We start from the raw sequence: 17,195 nt of genomic DNA on the forward strand, positions 1-17,195 counted from the left end.
CGGTGCGCCACTCGATGCCGGCGGGGCCGTCCCTCTACGACATGCTGCTCGGCCAGATCGGCGGCGAGCCGCTCGACGCCTACGACGACCGCACGCTCGAATGCCTGAGCGTGCAGCAGAACGTGCAGCGCATTCTGAACACGCGCGCGGGCGCGTTGAAGCACCTGCCCGACTACGGTCTGCCGGACATGACGAACATCTACAAGGCGTTGCCGTCGTCGGCGCACGCGCTGAAGCAGCAGATGGAAGCGACACTGCTTAAATACGAACCCCGTATTCGCGCTATCGACATCGACATCCTCGAGGACGATGATCCCGGCGTGCTGGTCAGTTTCGAAATGACGTGTCATTTGAAGAAGGCCGGGCTCGTGCGCTTCGGCACGTATTTCGAGCCGCCAGGGCGGCTGCATGTACGACGGCGGATGCGGGGGCGCGGGTAATCAATGCTACGCGCATCCGATTGAGACATTTGTTCACAACTACTAGGCGGACAACTCGCTATAGTGGGGAAGGTCGATCACGGGTCCGATCGACCTTCCCCGGACAGGCATTGAGTCGGTCCTTCGGCAGCCTCGATCGCGCTTCGCGTTCGAGGCTTTTTTCTTGTCTTTTCTCATGCCGATGTGGCAGTGCGTCGTCGAGCGCCCGCTATTTCAAATGGGCAAAAAAAATCCCGCACAGGGGGAGCGGGATTAAGACAACAGGACGCTGAGGAGACGGGCACGTCCTGCCTGGGACCCACACGCACCGCAGAGATACGCGCGGTTATCTCTTATTTCCACGCTTGCCACGGCCTCAGGCCGCCTTGCGCGCGAGGAGGCCATCACCCATCACGCTCACCACATCGTCAACGACCCGAGTGGCGGCCGCGAATCCAGCCGCCAGTACTTCCCACAAATCGGTCGCCGAACGACCGGGCAGCGGACCGACGCGAAAAGCAGTCGACCACTCGCCGCCGATCAGCCGCGTCTTCAACGTAACGTTCGCCACGTACGCACGCCGCGCAGTGACACCGCCGACATGTGAACACGTATGCGTTGCGTGCAACGCGTTGACCACGATGTCGAATCCACGATAACGATAGGTTTGCTCCATACTCTTCTCCGTCTTCAGCCATTTCTACACAACAGCATTTCGCCATGTGTCGATGCTGCATCATTCTCGACTCGCAATTGTGAAAAATTGTCAGATCTTCGGCGGTTTTCGGTTAGGGCTTTCCCTGTTTTCGGCGTGCCAATTCCTGCGTCACACATGCGCAATAGTGATCTCATCGGACGACAAAAGCGGATTACAAGTGGATAACGCTAATTCAGATCCAATTGAGTAGACCGTGACGAATCAAGCCATGCGAAAGATCTCGAAATAAAAAAGCTATATCCCAAAATAAAGACCGGAACTCGCACGGCGCTTCAGTGGTCCGAACACTATCATTGCCCATCGTGGGCACCCTTCTGGCGGGCCTAGCCCCAACCGGTTCGCCGTCATCCGCTTGTGGTTCGATAAAGTACTTTGCGTCTGATCTCATCGTCCGTGGAGTTTGAATAAAGCGTCTGTAGCGGCACGTCGCTCTATCGCCAGCGGCAACGTTCGTGTCATTGCAGACCGTAGTTGGTTTATCGGATTGAATGAGCCTGAATAAGGAATTGCTGGTGAAACATCTCGCTGGTTCAATATCGCAATCGTGGCGACTTTCTCTACCTGCCTGTCTTATGCCTCGTCGCGTAAGTCACCTCGCTGCGACGATGATCACGCGTTCGCGCCGCCGCGAAGCGTGGGAGCGTGCACGATGAGCGTCTTCCAGATTGCCGGCGCGCTGTTCGCCATCGTCGCGCTGTTCGGCGTGCTCAACTATCGGTTCATCAGGTTGCCCGACACGCTCGGCATCACCGCAGTCGGTCTCGTCGTCTGCGTCGGCATCTCGGCGCTCGGCTTCTACTATCCGGCGATGGCGATCGCCGCGCGCAAGATCGTCGTGCAGATCGATTTCGCCGACATCGTGTTTCACGGCCTGCTAAGCCTGCTGCTGTTCGCCGGCGCACTGCACGTCGATCTGTCGAAGATGCGCACGCAGCGGCGCGCGGTGCTGATGCTCGCGACGATCGGCGTATTGATTTCCATCGCGGTGGTCGGCTTCGGCTTTTACTACGCGGCGCAATGGCTCGGCCAACCGGTCAGCCTGCTGTGGTGCCTCGCGTTCGGCGCGCTGATCTCGCCGACCGATCCGATCGCGGTGCTCAGCGTGCTCAAGCGCGCCGCGGCGCCCGAAAGCCTCGAAACCAAGATCACCGGCGAATCGCTGTTCAACGACGGCACGGCCGTCGTCGCGTTCGTCACGCTGGTCGGACTCGCGACCGGTGCGAACGAGTTTTCCGCGGGCGCGATCGCATTCGATCTACTGCGCGAAGTCGCCGGCGCGCTCGTGCTCGGCGCGGCGCTCGGCTTCGGCGCGTCGCTGCTGCTGCGAGGCATCGACAGCTATCCAGTCGAGATCCTGATCACGCTCGCGCTCGCGACCGGCGGCTATAGTCTCGCCGAAGCGTTGCACGTGTCGGCGCCTCTGGCGGTCGTGATCATGGGGCTCGTGATCGGCAATCACGGCGCGTCGACATCGATGTCGGAGAAGACGCGCGAGCATCTGTTCAATTTCTGGGACCTGCTCGACGAGTTGCTCAATCTCGTGCTGTTCGGGCTGATCGGGCTCGAAATCATTGCGCTGTCGCTGCGCTTCGAGATCGTTTGGCTCGGGCTCGCGGCGATCCCGGTCGTGCTGTTCGCGCGCGGCGTCAGCGTCGCGATTCCGCTGCTCGCGCTGCAGAAGTTCCGGCGGCTCAGTCCGCATTCGGCTGTGGTACTGACGTGGGGCGGTTTGCGCGGCGGCATCTCGATTGCACTCGCGCTGTCGCTGCCCGAGTTTCACGGACGCGAAATGTTCATCGGCGTCACGTATCTGGTCGTCGTGTTCAGCCTGCTGATTCAAGCAACGACCTTGGGTCCGCTGATCCGCCGGCTCAATTTCTCGGGCGCAAACGTAACCCAGCCAGCCGCGCCGAATTCATCGCCTGCACAAAACGCGCGCTAATCGTAAAGTGGATACCTGCGCGGATCTACACCGCGAGGTTGGTGGGAAAATCCCAAAGACAGTCCGAGACCGGCGCGAGCAGTTCGCGCGCCGATTTCAACGTTAGATTGGAGCCCCCGATTTAAGCGTCTTCTGAGCAATGCCCGCCGTGGTTCCGATCCGCGGCGGCCCACCACGAGGCAGGACCGATGGCGAGGCGAATCGCCGCAGTCTTCCTCCGGCCACGGTTCACGCCGCGGCCCTGGCTCGGGCTTGAACGAGTCCGCCGCCAGTTTCTGGCTTACTTTCCGCCAGCTTCCGGACCGTCGCGCCTGCCGCGGCGCCGGGCATTTGGCCGTCAATGCCGGTTCTCCCACATACCTGGCAGGCGCGGTTTGTCATCCTGTCGATTCAGGCGTTGGAAGGAGTTCGCCATGTCGGTCTATGTCGATGAGGGGTTTCGGCCCTGTGTGACGGAATGCGCGACGGTCGCGTTCCGGGTGTGCTGCGACGAGCGCGCACAGGTTTTTGAAGTCAGCGCCGACGCGCTGGTCGAGTTCTGCGGCGCTGAGAGCCGTCGCAAGGAGGACCTGCTGGTCGCGTTCGAGGATGCGCAGGACGAGATTCTCTCGGTCGCCGCGCAGCGCTGGCAGTACACGCCGAGCGAGCCGGTGCGGCTCGGTCTGGACGATTTCAAATTGGTCAGACATTAGGCGTGCGAGAAACGCCTTCATGAGCTGGATCGCCGCCCTGCCGATGTACAACGTGACACCCGCGCTCGACCTCGAATGGCGCGGTTGGCTCGACGACGTGCTGCGCCGGGTCAAGCCCGCGTGCCGCATCGTCGAACCGGACGAGGAATTGCACGGCTTCTGGCGGCGCCCGAACCTGCTGATCTCGCAGACCTGCGGTTACCCGTTGATGCACGGGCTGCACGCACAGGTCCAATTGGTCGCGACACCCTGCTTCGATGCGCCCGGCTGCGACGGCGCGCATTACTCGAGCGTACTGGTCACGCGCGCCGACGCGCGCTTCGACTCACTCGCCTCGTGCCGCGGCGCGCGCGCCGCCTACAACCAGGACGATTCGAACAGCGGCATGAACGCGTTTCGCCACGCGGTCGCGCCGCTCGCTCGCGCCGGCATGTTCTTCGGCTCCGTACTGCGCACGGGCTCGCATCTCGGCTCGCTGCGCGCGGTCGCTGACAATCGCGCGGACGTCGCCGCGATCGACTGCGTGACTTTCGCCTTCGTGGGCGATGTGCTGCCCGAGCTGGCGCGGCGCGTGCGCGCGATCGGCATGACCGCCGCCTCCCCGGGCTTGCCGCTGATCGCCGCGGCCAATGTGCCGCCGGCCACGATCGCCGCGCTGCGCGATGCATTGAACGAGACGCTGAGCATCCGCCCCGAGCGAGCGAAACGCCTGCGTTTGAGAGGTTTTTCGGCGCTGCCGCTGACCGACTACGCGCGCATCGGCGAACTCGAAAGCGAGGCGCGCGCGGCGGGCTACGCGCGGCTCGCCTGATTCACGCCGTCGCTCATCTTCCACTCGGCGCGCTCATTCAGCCGCCGGCTGCACGTCCAGCACCAGCAGCTGTGCGCCGTCGGCGACCTGATCACCGACCGAATACAGCACCTCGGCGACGGTGCCGGCAGCCGGCGCGCCGATCGTATGCTCCATCTTCATCGCTTCCATCACGATCAGCGGCGCGCCCTTTTCGACCACCGCGCCCGGTTCGACCAGCACCGCGATCACCTTGCCCGGCATCGGCGCGGTCAGACGGCCTTCGCCGTGCTCGGCATCCGCGGCATGCGCGAGCAGGTTCTGCCATTCGAATGCGAGCGTCTCGCCGTGGCAGAACACGTGGAACCTGTCGCCGTCGACGAATACGCGCCCCGTCACGCGCGCATCGCCGATCGTCGCGCGGAATTCGTGGGCGCCCGTGCCGACCGACCAGCTGAAGTCCTCGCGCACGCCGTCGTGTTCGAGGGTTTGCACGAGTGCTTGCGTGTCCCCGTTGCGCGCGAAAACGACTGTGAACGACTCGGGGCTGTCGTCGTTGGCGCGGTCGTCGATCACGCGCCAGCCGAGCGTTTGCGTGTAACCGCTATTGAGCCGCCAGTGCGACAGCGCGTCCCACGGTGACGCGCCGTGCGCGGTGCCGCCCTCGCGCGTCAGCAACGCGGCGCACGCGAGCGCGAGCGCTTCCTTGAACGGCTTCTGTGCCGGCGCGAACAGCGCGTCGTGATGACGCTCGATCAAACCGGTGTCGAGATCGCCGCTCGCGAACGGTTCGCTCGCGACGATGCGCCGCAGAAACTCGACGTTCGTATGCGGCCCGACCACCTCGCACGCATGCAACGCGCGGGAGAGGCGCGCCAACGCCTCCTCGCGCGTCGCGCCGTGCACGATCAGCTTCGCGATCATCGGATCATAGAACGGCGTGATCGTGTCGCCCTCGCGCACGCCGCTGTCGATGCGCACCGGCGCCTTGCGTCCCGGCTCCCCGAGTCCGGCCGCGTCGATCGCGAACTCGACGCCTTCGGGCATGCGCAGATGCTTGAGCATGCCGGTGGACGGCAGGAAACCGCGCGCCGGATGCTCGGCGTAGATGCGCGCCTCGATCGCGTGGCCGTCGAGCTTCAACTGCTGCTGCGTGAGCGGCAGCGCCTCGCCCGCGGCAACGCGCAGCTGCCATTCGACGAGGTCCTGCCCTGTCACCATCTCGGTGACCGGATGCTCGACCTGCAGCCGCGTGTTCATCTCCATGAAATAGAACTCGCCGGTCGGCGTCATGATGAACTCGACCGTACCCGCGCCGACGTAATTGACCGCGCGCGCGGCAGCCACGGCCGCTTCGCCCATCGCACGTTTGACCTCGGCCGACAGCCCCGGCGCGGGCGCTTCCTCGAGCACTTTCTGATGCCGCCGCTGGACCGAGCAATCGCGGTCGAACAGATAGACGGCGCCACCGTGCCGATCGGCGAATACCTGGACTTCGACGTGCCGCGGCCGCGTCAGATACTTCTCGATCAGCACGCGATCGTTGCCGAAACTGCTCGCCGCCTCGCGCTTGCACGACAGCAGCGCGGCCGCGAAGTCCGCGCTGCGCTCGACCACCCGCATGCCCTTGCCGCCGCCGCCCGCGCTCGCTTTCAGCAGCACCGGATAGCCGATCGCGTCGGCCTCGCCCTGCAATAACTGCGGCTCCTGGTCGTCGCCGTGATAGCCGGGCACGAGCGGCACCGCGGCAGCGTGCATCAGCGCCTTCGCGGCGGCCTTCGAACCCATCGCGGCAATCGCTTCGACCGGCGGTCCGATAAAGACGATGCCGGCTGCTTCGCACGCATGCGCGAAGTCTTCGTTTTCAGAAAGAAAGCCGTAGCCCGGATGCACGGCCTGCGCGCCGGTCGCGCGCGCGGCTTCGATGATGCGTTCGATGCGCAGATAGCTTTGCGCCGCCGTCGAGCCGCCGATATGCACTGCTTCGTCGCAGGCGGCGACGTGTTTCGCGTTGGCGTCGGCGTCCGAATAGACGGCCACGCTCGCGATGCCGAGCCGCTTGCAGGTCGCCGCGACGCGGCACGCAATCTCACCCCGGTTGGCGATCAGGATCTTGTTGAACATGAGTGTCTCGATGAAATAGGCGGTACGGGGCGGTTGTTGTCAGCGGGGCATGTCAGTGGCGCCAGCCCGGCGTGCGCTTTTCGAGGAACGACGCAACGCCTTCGCGGCCTTCGGTGCCGGCTCGCGTCTTCGCAATCCGCACTGCCGTGTCCTCGATCAGCGCGTCGCTCAATTCGCGGCCCGCGATGTCCTGCACGAGCCGCTTGCAGGCGCGCACCGCTTGCGGGCCGTTCGCGCACAGCGTCTGCACGAGCTGCGCGACCGTTGCGTCGAGCTGCTCGGCACTGGAGACCACTTCGCTGACCAGACCCAGCCGCAAAGCGGTCGCGCAGTCGAACGCCTCGGCGGTGACGAAGTAGCGCCGCGACGCCTGCTCGCCGAGCGCGCGAATCACGTACGGCGCGATCGTCGCGGGAATCAGCCCGAGCCGCGCTTCGGACAGGCAGAAGTGCGCGCTGTCGAGCGCGACCACGATGTCGCACGCGGCTATCAGGCCCATCCCGCCCGCGTACGCGTCGCCATTCACGCGCGCGATCACCGGCTTGTTGCAGCGATATACCGCCGACAGCATGCCCGCGAGACGCATCGCATCGGCGCGGTTCTCGTCGTCCGAGTAGCCGGACATTTTCTTCATCCAGTTCAGGTCGGCGCCCGCACAGAACGCCTTGCCGTTCGCGGCTAGCACGACCGCGCGCACGTCGTCGCGCGTGTCGAGCGCGGTGAATGCGGCAGTCAGCTCGGCGATCATCGTCTCGTTGAACGCGTTGCGCACGTCCGGACGATTGAGCGTGACGGTCGCGATCTGGCCGGCAACCTCGACTTTCAGCGTTTCGTATTGCATGCGTAGCACTCCTTTGGCTGGCTCTCTCGCCGCGCGGCGCCGCGCGCCGTCACATTCTGAATACGCCGAAGCGCGTGTCTTCGATCGGCGCATTCATCGCCGCCGACAGGCCAAGGCCGAGCACGTCGCGGGTCTGCGCCGGGTCGATCACGCCGTCGTCCCACAACCGCGCGCTCGCGTAGTACGGATGCCCCTGATGCTCGTATTGCTCGCGAATCGGCTGCTTGAACGCCTCTTCTTCCTCCGCGCTCCAGGTGCCGCCCTTCGCTTCGATGCCGTCGCGCTTGACCGTGGCGAGCACCGACGCCGCCTGCTCGCCACCCATCACCGAGATGCGCGCGTTCGGCCACATCCACAGAAAGCGCGGCGAATACGCGCGGCCGCACATCCCATAGTTGCCCGCGCCGAACGAGCCGCCGATGATCACCGTGAACTTCGGCACCTTCGCGGTCGCAACGGCCGTCACCATCTTCGCGCCGTTCCGCGCGATGCCTTCGTTTTCGTACTTGCGGCCGACCATGAAGCCGGTGATGTTCTGCAGGAACACGAGCGGAATCTTGCGCTGGCAGCACAGCTCGATGAAGTGCGTGCCCTTTAACGCCGACTCCGAAAACAGAATGCCGTTGTTCGCGACGATGCCGACCGGGTGCCCCCAGATATGCGCGAAGCCGGTCACGAGCGTCGTGCCGTAGCGCGCCTTGAATTCGTCCAACGCGGAATCGTCGACGATGCGCGCGATCACCTCGCGGATATCGAACGGCTTGCGCGTATCGACCGGAATCACGCCGTAGATGCTGTGCGTGTCGTAGCGCGGCGGCTTCGGCTCCTGCAACGCGAGCGGCGCCGGCTTGACGCGATTCAGATTGCCGACGATGCTGCGCGCGATCCCGAGCGCATGCGCATCGTTCTGCGCGAGATGATCGACGACGCCCGACAGACGCGTATGCACGTCGCCGCCGCCGAGATCTTCGGCGCTGACCACTTCACCAGTCGCGGCTTTGACGAGCGGCGGGCCGCCGAGAAAAATCGTCCCCTGGTTCTTGACGATGATCGACTCGTCGCTCATCGCCGGCACATACGCGCCGCCCGCGGTGCACGAGCCCATCACGACGGCGATCTGCGGAATGCCCGCCGCCGACAGATTCGCCTGGTTGTAGAAGATCCGGCCGAAGTGATCGCGATCGGGAAACACGTCGTCCTGATTCGGCAGATTCGCGCCGCCCGAGTCGACGAGGTACACGCACGGCAAGCGGTTCTCACTGGCGATTTCCTGCGCGCGCACATGCTTCTTCACGGTGACCGGGTAGTAGGTGCCGCCCTTCACGGTCGCGTCGTTGCAGACGATCACGCACTCCTGCCCCGCGATGCGGCCGATGCCGGTGATCACGCCCGCGCCCGGCGCGTCGTCGTTGTACATGCCGTACGCGGCCAGCTGCGACAGTTCGAGGAAAGGCGTGCCCGGATCCAGCAGGTATGCGATCCGGTCACGCGGCAGCAGCTTGCCGCGGCCCGTGTGCTTGTCGCGCGCGGCCTGGCCACCGCCCTGCGCGAGCTGCTCGATCTTCGCGCGCAGATCGGCGACCAGCGCTTCGAGCGCCGCCGCGTTCGCGCGGAAGTCGTCCGAGCGCGGGTTCAGTTTTGATTCGATGATCGGCATGACGTGGCTTCTCCAAAGTGCCGCCTGTTGTTAGGGCTCACGCGCATGCGTCACAGCGTTTCGGCAAACAGCTCCCGGCCGATCAGCATGCGACGGATCTCGCTGGTGCCCGCGCCGATTTCATAGAGCTTCGCATCGCGCCACAGACGGCCGACCGGATACTCGTTGATATAACCGTTGCCGCCGAGAATCTGGATCGCCTCGCCGGCCATCCACGTGGCTTTCTCCGCCGTGTACAGGATCACGCCCGCGCAGTCCTTACGGACCTGGCGCACGTGGTCGTTGCCGAGCGTGTCGAGTTGGCGGCCCACCGCGTACAGATACGCGCGGCATGCCTGCAAGGTCGTGTACAGATCGGCGACCTTGCCCTGGATCAGCTGGAACTCGCCGATCGACTGGCCGAACTGCTTGCGGTCGTGGATATACGGCACCACCGCGTCCATCACCGCGACCATGATGCCGGTGGGGCCGCCCGCGAGCACCGCGCGCTCGTAGTCGAGACCGCTCATCAGCACTTTGACGCCGCCATTCAATGCCCCAAGGATGTTTTCCTCCGGCACTTCGACGTCCTGGAACACCAGCTCGCCGGTGTGCGAGCCGCGCATGCCGAGCTTGTCGAGCTTCTGCGCGACCGAGAAACCCTTCATGCCCTTCTCGACGATGAACGCGGTAATGCCGCGTGAATTCGCTTCGGGATCGGTCTTCGCATAGACGACCAGCGTGTCGCAGTCGGGGCCGTTGGTGATCCACATCTTGGTGCCGTTCAGCACGTAGCGATCGCCCTTCTTCTCGGCGCGCAGCTTCATGCTGACCACGTCCGAGCCTGCGTTCGGCTCGCTCATCGCAAGCGCGCCGACGTGCTCGCCCGATACGAGCTTCGGCAGATACTTGCGCTTTTGCGCTTCTGTGCCGTTGCGATGAATCTGGTTCACGCACAGATTCGAATGCGCGCCGTACGACAGGCCGACCGATGCCGACGCCCGCGAGATTTCTTCCATCGCGACCATGTGCGCGGTGTAGCCCATGTTCGCGCCGCCGTACTCTTCGGAAACCGTCATGCCGAGCACGCCGAGGTCGCCGAACTTGCGCCACAGGTCCATCGGAAACTGATCGGTGCGATCGATTTCTCCGGCGCGCGGCGCGATTTCTTTGGCGGCGAACGACGCAATGCTGTCGCGCAGCATTTCGATCTCTTCGCCGAGCGGGAACTGCAAACCGGGCAGATTGGGCATTGCGGTGTCTCCTGAGTTCGTGAGCGGCCGCTGAACGGAACGCGAAGCGGCACGCGAAAACATGTCATGGCGCATTTCACGCCAGATTGACGTAAGCGTCAATAGGTATTTTTGAGCTTTACTCAGAAAATTTGCAAACACGCGCCAGCACGCCTATTCAGTGCTACGATCGCGTTAATCGGGCATATACGCGGCATTCGAACGCCGGTTTTCCCCCAATGTGCATCGAAAATCTGAATCTGACTCATATGACGGTTGCCGAGAAGGCCGGATTACCTGTCTCGCGTCGCCAGCCGGCCGGACGCAAGTCGCAGCAGCGCGTGAAGGAGATACTTCAGGCGGGACGCGACGTGTTTTCCGAAAAGGGCTACGAACGCGCGACGACCGCGGAAATCGCACAGCGCCTCGGCATTTCCGAGGCGACGGTGTTCAGCTACTTTCGCGGCAAGCGCGAGTTGTGCGCCCGGGTCATCGGCGATTGGTACGACGAGATCATCGACGCGATCGAAGCGGGCCTGCCGCGCGACGGCGACGTGCGCCAGCAGTTCGCTTTCATCGTGCGCATGCATCTGCGTCTGATGCTCGTAAACGGCACCGACCTGTGCGCACTCGTGCTGTCCGAAGGTCGCGCGCGGCATCACGAACTGGGCGAAGCGCTGACCGAGTTGCAGCGCCGCTACACCGCGCCGTTGATGCGCGTGCTCGCGCAAGGCCAGCAAAGCGGCGAAATCCGCGCCGACATGCCGCTGCGACTGTTGCGCTCGATGGTGTTCGGCCCGATGGAACACGTGCTGTGGGACGCGACGCTCGCGAACCGGCAGATCGATATCGAGGCCACCGCCGATCAGCTGATCGACGTGCTGTGGGCCGCGCTGACGCCCCCCGATCTTGCGCTCAGTGCATTGCAGCGTTTTCGCGTGGAAGTGGCGGCGGCGAGCCGCCGTTTCGACGAAGCCAGCGCCGCGCACCGCGAAAAAAGCGGCTAATCTACGAGCTTTCCCGCCGCAGCCCGAAGGAGAGCCCAAGTGCCCGCAGCGAAAAGCGCGAAGGAAAGCAGCAAGCAAAGCAACAAGTCCGGCGAAGAACGCGGCGGCAAGCCGAAAGCCGCAACGAAAGCGCCAACGAAAAAATCAACCGGAGCGCCGTCGAAGTCCGCGTCCGCCGCACGCATTCGCATCGGCATCGGCGGCTGGACCTACGCGCCATGGCGCGGCCCGTTTTATCCGGAAGACCTCACGCAAAGCCGCGAACTCGAATATGCGAGCCGGCATCTGACGTCGATCGAAATCAACGGCACGTTCTATGGTTTGCAGAAACCGGCCAGCTACGAAAAGTGGTTTCAGGAAACCCCCGACGATTTCGTCTTCTCTCTGAAGGCGCCGCGTTACGCGACCAACCGCAAGGTGTTGGCCGATGCCGGCGACACGATCGAGCGCTTCTTCGCAAGCGGTGTGCTGTTGCTCAAACAGAAGCTCGGACCGGTCAACTGGCAGTTCGCGCCGACCAAGAAATTCGACGCCGACGATTTCGAGTCCTTTCTGAAGCTGCTGCCCGCGAGCATCGAAGGACAGAAGCTGCGGCATGCGGTGGAGGTTCGTCACGATTCGTTCAGGACACCGGAGTTCATCGCGCTGGCGCGCAAGTACAAGGTCGCGGTCGTGCTCGCGGCCGACAGCGAGTACCCACAGATCGCCGACATCACCGCGCCGTTCGTGTACGCGCGCATCATGGGCACGAGCGAGAAGCGAGCCAAAGGTTATTCGACGAAAGAGCTCGACGCATGGGCCGAACGCGTGCGCCAGCTCGCGGCGGGCACCACGCCGGACGATCTGCAAACCTGCGCCGAGCCGCCCGCGACAGCAGCGAAGCGCGACGTCTATCTGTATGTGATCAGCGGCTTCAAGGAGCGCAATCCTGCCGCCGCGATGGCGTTGATCAACAAGCTCTGAATCCGCCTACCGCCAGGCCGGCGCGGGTGTCATAATCGCGCCAGCGCATCCGTGCGCGGTCGCGCCGGCGTCGCGTGAAGCCGACGCAAACACCTTGCGTCGAAGCTCGCGCGAGGCACGCAGCCAGCCCGCACGGTCCACGTCAAACCCACGCAGCGCCCGCGCGCCCACGTCGCGGCGGCGCTCGCATAGTCAGGCGGCAAGACCGCCTCATCAACCGATTGCGGAGAACATCTTGAGCGCCCTCGACAATCCCCTGCACGATCAGGAAGTCGGCTCGGCCGACGCCACCCAGGACACCACGCGCATCGACGACGTGCGCATCGGCGCGGTCCGTCCGCTGATCTCGCCGGCGCTGCTGCAGGACGAACTGCCCGTGCCGCCCGCGGTGCAGACGCTGGTCGAGAAGACCCGCGTCGAAATCGCCGACATTCTGCACGGCCGCGACGACCGGCTCGTGATGATCGTCGGCCCCTGTTCGATTCACGACCACGACCAGGCGATCGAATACGCGCGCAAGCTGAAGGCCGCCGCCGATCACTACCGCGACGATCTGCTGATCGTGATGCGCGTGTACTTCGAGAAGCCGCGCACGACGGTGGGCTGGAAAGGCTATATCAACGATCCGCGTCTGGACGGCAGCTTCCGCATCAACGAAGGGCTGCGTCGCGCGCGGCAGTTGCTGCTCGATATCAACGGTCTGGGTCTCGCCACCGCGACCGAATTCCTCGACCTGCTGAGCCCGCAATACATCGCCGATCTGATCGCGTGGGGTGCGATCGGCGCGCGCACGACCGAGAGCCAGAGTCATCGTCAGCTTGCGTCGGGACTGAGCTGCCCGATCGGTTTCAAGAACGGCACCGACGGCGGCGTGCAGATCGCCGCCGATGCGATCGTCGCGGCGCGTGCGAGCCACGCGTTCATGGGCATGACGAAAATGGGTATGGCCGCGATCTTCGAAACGCGCGGCAACGACGACGCGCACGTGATCCTGCGCGGCGGCAAGAAAGGACCGAACTACGACAGCGCGTCGGTGCAGGCGACCTGTGAAGCGCTGCGTTCAGCCGGTCTGCGCGAACAGGTGATGATCGACTGCTCGCATGCGAACTCGAACAAGTCGCATCTGCGGCAAATCGAGGTTGCGGACGATATCGCGCGGCAACTGTCGGCGCGCGAAGGCCGCATCATCGGTGTGATGCTCGAAAGTCATCTGGAAGAAGGCCGTCAGGATCTGAAGGCCGGTGTGCCGCTGCGTTACGGCGTGTCAATCACGGATGCCTGCGTGAGCTGGGCGCAGACCGAACCGGTGCTCGCCACCCTCGCCGAGGCAACCCGCAAGCGCCGCGCCGGCTGACAGCGCAACACACTAACCGCGCGACCGCGGTTCGGCGACAGCTCCGCTCGCGACCCGATCTGGACCGATCGAGGACGACAACGCCTGGTCCAAGGAACCAGGCACACGCGCCGCGCCAGCTGCCAGGCAAACCGCCTGGCCGGGTTGGGCGGCGCGTGAACCTCACGCCTATCGCATCATTCACGCGTGCGCCTCACAGAAAGCTGCAAAGCGCACCGCGAATGCTCCGGCGTGAAGCGCGTTGCTTACGACGCGTTGACGGCTTCCTTGAACGCCTTGCCCGCGGTGAACTTCACCGTCTTGGCCGCGGCGATCTGGATTTCTTCGCCCGTCGACGGATTGCGGCCCACGCGTGCTGCGCGCGCGCCGGTCGAGAACGAACCGAAACCGACCAGTTGCACCGTATCGCCGCTCACCACGGCCTTGGTCACTGCCTCGACGATCGCGTCGATGGTTTGGCCGGTTGCCGCTTTGCTTTCGCCCGTCGCTGCGGCGACTGCATCAATCAGTTCCTGTTTGTTCATAGCACTTCCCGTATGGTAATCATGGAACCGGCGCCACTCTAAGGCGCCGGGACCGACACACTAACGCATAGGCGCACCTTCGCGCAAACCCTTGGTGTAAGGCTTGTATCAAGGCCGGAGCGCCGGTTTGACGTTTTTCCGTCGCAAACTGCCATAAGAATCGCGGGCTTATGCGTGCGCGCCGATTTATCCGCGTTCGCCGCGCATCACAATCCGTTGCAATTTCAGTACTTTAGGTCGCGTTACGCGAGCCTGCGCGGCCTTCCCGATGACGATAGCCCTTTTCGCGAAGCGCGGGAGCGCTATTTGCGAAACACGTGATAAGAAAACTTTCGGCAAGACATAAAAAAGTGAGAATTCGCCACTTTGCAACATGCGCACTGCTTTCCGCGTTGTCATCGGCGGCTGCGGCGGCCAGCGACAACGCGTGCGCGACCCTCGTCGGCGCAACCAGTTCGAGTGCCACGCAGGGCTTTTTGCTACGCGACGGCGAACCGGTCGACTTCGTCGGCGGCGGAACAACGGTGCACGGCAAGCTGCTCGTGTTCAGCGACGGCGACGTGTTTCGCGCGTACTGGCAGCCGGACGACAGCCCGGAAAAATACGTGCTCGCGAATGCGGGCGCCGACGCGGTCCGGCTCGTCTCGTCAGCGCCGCGAGGCACCCCTGCGCCAGCCGGCCAGCCAGCTACTGCCATGCCGCCGCAGCGGGTGCTGTCGTGTCCAAACTTTGAGCATGCGCGATAGGCAGCTTTCGTCGAGAGACCGCCATCGGCATCCGGCACAAACGTCTGCTCCCGGCGCCGCCAGGTAGTACTTACCGCACGAAGATTCGTAAACATGCCGTCGGGTTAAGGGACCCCTGGCTGCGATGCGCTTTACCTCCCGGAACGCTCAAGTTAATCGGCTTCGCGCCGATATAAACAGCTGCGTTTAGCGCGCAAACGTTTAAAAGGACGGTGATGGTTTGGCTCGCAAGACTGAAGAAGGTACTGTCGGTCGCCGACGGTGACCGTGCGCTGATGCGTGCGCGCTTGCACGCGTTCAGCCGCCAGGTACCGCTTCTCTACTTCATCCTGCTCGTCAACACGGCGGCGGTCGCGGCGACGCATCTGGACAGCGCGCCGGCCTGGCTGTCGATGTATATGCCCGGCGCGCTCGCCGCGCTGTGTGTGCTTCGCTGCGTGCGCTGGTGGCGCAAACGCAACCGGACGATGACGGACGCCCAGGTGGTCCGCGAATTGCGCGGCGTGACGTGGATCGTCGGCCTGTTCGGCGTCGCGTTCAGCGGCTGGTCGCTGCTGTTGTTCCCGTACGGCGGTGCGTACCAGCAGGCGCAGGTCGCGTTCTATATGGCAACGACGCTGGTCGGCAGCATGTTCTGCCTGATCCATCTGCGCAAGGCCGCGCTTCTGCTGCTTTGCATCGTCATCCTGAGCTTCTCGGGGTTCCTCGTGTCCAGCGGCTCGCCGGTGTTCTTCGCGATGGCCGTCGACATGACGCTGGTCGGCGTCGCGCTCGCGGTGGTCATCCAGCTTTACTGCCGTACGTTTGCGGACGCGGTGCAAGCGCAACGCGAATTGCAGGCAAGCCAGCACAACACCCAACGGCTCAGCGACGACAACTACCGGCTCGCTAACATCGACAGTCTGACCGGCCTGCCGAACCGGCGCAGCTATTTCGCGGCGCTGAGCGCGATCCTGGATCAGGCGCTCGAAACCGGCGGCGGCTTCAACGTCGGGCTCATCGATCTCGACGGCTTCAAGCAGGTCAACGACATATATGGTCACGCGAGCGGCGATCTCGTGCTGCAGGAAGTCGGCACGCGGCTGGTGTCGATCAGCGAGACGGGCCTGATGTTCGCGCGTCTGGGCGGCGATGAATTCGGCGTGCTCGTGCGTCACAAGATGTCGAACGAAGCGCTGGTCGAATTGGGGCAGCGGATCTGCGACGCGCTCAGCAAGCCTTACCAGGTCGCCGACAATGTCGCGGAGCTGTCGGGCACGATCGGCTGGGCCGCGTTTCCCGACGCGGGCACGACGGTCGCGCAGGTGTTCGAACGCGCCGACGCCGCGCTCTATGTCGGCAAGGAAAACCGCCGCGGCATGCCGGTGATTTTCTCGACCGAACACGAAACGCAGATGCGGCGCCTAAGCCTCGTCACCCAGGAGTTGCGCCACGCGGACCTCGAAGCGGAGCTGTTCCTCGAGTTCCAGCCGATCTACGATCTGCTCACCCACCGGCCGATCGGCCTCGAAGCGCTCGGGCGATGGCATAACGCGCGGCTCGGCATGGTCAGGCCGGAGGAATTCATTCGGATCGCGGAGCGTACCGAGCTGATTCTCGGCATCACCGATGTGCTGCTGCGCCAGGCGCTCGCCGAAGTCGCACAATGGCCGGCCGATCTGTATCTGTCGTTCAACCTGTCCGCGATCGATATCTCGACCTCGGCACGCGCCCGCCGCCTGATCGACATCGTCGCGGCAAGCGGCGTGTCGCCGCATCGCGTGACGTTCGAAATCACCGAAACCGCATTGACGCGCGATTTCGAGCAGGCGCACAGTGCGATGACGATGCTGAAGCAGGCTGGCTGCCGCATGTCGCTCGACGATTTCGGCACCGGCTATTCGAGCCTCAGCTACGTGCACCGCTTGCCATTCGACGCGATCAAGATCGATCGCAGCTTCGTCTCCGACGTCGATACCAACAGCGCGTCGAAGAAGATCATCAAATCCGTGATCGACCTGTGCCGCAACCTCGGACTCGAATGCGTGGTGGAAGGACTCGAAACGCCGTTGCAGGCCCAGGTCGTGAAGGCGCTCGGCGCGCGCGCGGTGCAAGGCTATCTGTTCAGCCTGCCGATGCGGGCAAGCGCGGTTGGCACGTTCCTGTGGACCGCGCTCGCGCAAAGCCATGCGGCGGAGACGCATTCGTAGCGCTCGAACGCTGCATGG

The 17,195-nt window shown here is 64.0% G+C and carries 15 protein-coding genes; 9 read left to right on the forward strand and 6 right to left on the reverse strand.

Going from position 1 to position 17,195, the window contains the following annotated elements; genetic code table 11:
- Positions 1-14: 14 nt before the first annotated feature.
- The gene (tssE, locus tag AB3X89_RS33875) at positions 15-440 is read left to right on the forward strand and encodes a type VI secretion system baseplate subunit TssE (RefSeq protein ID WP_368587175.1); all 426 of its coding nucleotides are present in this window, start codon (positions 15-17) and stop codon (positions 438-440) included.
- 355 nt (positions 441-795) lie between these two features.
- Here tssE and AB3X89_RS33880 read toward each other — a convergent pair whose 3' ends face one another.
- Positions 796-1,095: a hypothetical protein gene (locus AB3X89_RS33880; protein WP_368587154.1), complete on the reverse strand. Its 300-nt coding sequence runs from the start codon at positions 1,093-1,095 to the stop codon at positions 796-798.
- A 691-nt stretch (positions 1,096-1,786) separates the two neighbouring features.
- Here AB3X89_RS33880 and AB3X89_RS33885 point away from each other — a divergent pair.
- The 3 genes from AB3X89_RS33885 (at position 1,787) to AB3X89_RS33895 (ending at position 4,582) form a co-directional block, all read left to right on the forward strand.
- A complete protein-coding gene (locus AB3X89_RS33885; protein WP_368587155.1) occupies positions 1,787-3,079 on the forward strand; it encodes a cation:proton antiporter in 1,293 nt (430 codons plus the stop codon).
- A gap of 413 nt (positions 3,080-3,492) precedes the next feature.
- Entirely contained in the window at positions 3,493-3,771 is a 279-nt protein-coding gene (locus tag AB3X89_RS33890) for a DUF1488 family protein (protein ID WP_368587156.1), read from the forward strand.
- A gap of 19 nt (positions 3,772-3,790) precedes the next feature.
- Positions 3,791-4,582 carry a phosphate/phosphite/phosphonate ABC transporter substrate-binding protein gene (locus AB3X89_RS33895; RefSeq protein ID WP_368587157.1) on the forward strand — a complete coding sequence of 264 codons (792 nt, stop codon included), beginning with the start codon at positions 3,791-3,793 and terminating at the stop codon, positions 4,580-4,582.
- A 33-nt stretch (positions 4,583-4,615) separates the two neighbouring features.
- On the opposite strand, the gene AB3X89_RS33900 is transcribed toward AB3X89_RS33895, so the two are convergent.
- The 4 genes from AB3X89_RS33900 to AB3X89_RS33915 are packed head-to-tail and all read right to left on the reverse strand — an operon-like array spanning position 4,616 to position 10,415.
- Positions 4,616-6,685, reverse strand: a complete 2,070-nt coding sequence (locus AB3X89_RS33900) for a biotin carboxylase N-terminal domain-containing protein (RefSeq protein WP_368587158.1) — start codon at positions 6,683-6,685, stop codon at positions 4,616-4,618.
- Between the two features lie 52 nt (positions 6,686-6,737).
- Entirely contained in the window at positions 6,738-7,526 is a 789-nt protein-coding gene (locus AB3X89_RS33905) for an enoyl-CoA hydratase/isomerase family protein (protein ID WP_368587159.1), read from the reverse strand.
- 49 nt (positions 7,527-7,575) lie between these two features.
- Positions 7,576-9,183: a carboxyl transferase domain-containing protein gene (locus AB3X89_RS33910; RefSeq protein ID WP_368587160.1), complete on the reverse strand. Its 1,608-nt coding sequence runs from the start codon at positions 9,181-9,183 to the stop codon at positions 7,576-7,578.
- Positions 9,184-9,233: 50 nt separating this feature from the next.
- Positions 9,234-10,415, reverse strand: a complete 1,182-nt coding sequence (locus AB3X89_RS33915; protein WP_184225057.1) for an isovaleryl-CoA dehydrogenase — start codon at positions 10,413-10,415, stop codon at positions 9,234-9,236.
- A gap of 248 nt (positions 10,416-10,663) precedes the next feature.
- Between AB3X89_RS33915 and AB3X89_RS33920 the strand changes: the two genes are divergently transcribed.
- The 3 genes from AB3X89_RS33920 (at position 10,664) to AB3X89_RS33930 (ending at position 13,718) form a co-directional block, all read left to right on the forward strand.
- Positions 10,664-11,401 (forward strand): TetR/AcrR family transcriptional regulator, encoded by a 738-nt coding sequence (locus AB3X89_RS33920; RefSeq protein ID WP_368587176.1) that lies wholly within the window; start codon positions 10,664-10,666, stop codon positions 11,399-11,401.
- A gap of 183 nt (positions 11,402-11,584) precedes the next feature.
- Positions 11,585-12,364, forward strand: coding sequence for a DUF72 domain-containing protein (locus AB3X89_RS33925; protein WP_368587177.1), 780 nt, complete (start codon positions 11,585-11,587; stop codon positions 12,362-12,364).
- A 235-nt stretch (positions 12,365-12,599) separates the two neighbouring features.
- A complete protein-coding gene (locus tag AB3X89_RS33930) occupies positions 12,600-13,718 on the forward strand; it encodes a 3-deoxy-7-phosphoheptulonate synthase (RefSeq protein ID WP_281374985.1) in 1,119 nt (372 codons plus the stop codon).
- Between the two features lie 245 nt (positions 13,719-13,963).
- On the opposite strand, the gene AB3X89_RS33935 is transcribed toward AB3X89_RS33930, so the two are convergent.
- Entirely contained in the window at positions 13,964-14,242 is a 279-nt protein-coding gene (locus tag AB3X89_RS33935) for an HU family DNA-binding protein (RefSeq protein WP_013092091.1), read from the reverse strand.
- Between the two features lie 350 nt (positions 14,243-14,592).
- Here AB3X89_RS33935 and AB3X89_RS33940 point away from each other — a divergent pair, with 350 nt between their 5' ends.
- Both AB3X89_RS33940 and AB3X89_RS33945 read left to right on the forward strand, forming a co-directional pair.
- Entirely contained in the window at positions 14,593-14,988 is a 396-nt protein-coding gene (locus tag AB3X89_RS33940; RefSeq protein WP_368587161.1) for a hypothetical protein, read from the forward strand.
- 215 nt (positions 14,989-15,203) lie between these two features.
- Positions 15,204-17,177 (forward strand): putative bifunctional diguanylate cyclase/phosphodiesterase, encoded by a 1,974-nt coding sequence (locus AB3X89_RS33945; RefSeq protein ID WP_368587162.1) that lies wholly within the window; start codon positions 15,204-15,206, stop codon positions 17,175-17,177.
- Positions 17,178-17,195: the final 18 nt, after the last annotated feature.

This window comes from Paraburkholderia sp. BR14320, from assembly GCF_040948665.1.
In the GTDB taxonomy this organism is placed as follows: domain Bacteria; phylum Pseudomonadota; class Gammaproteobacteria; order Burkholderiales; family Burkholderiaceae; genus Paraburkholderia; species Paraburkholderia youngii.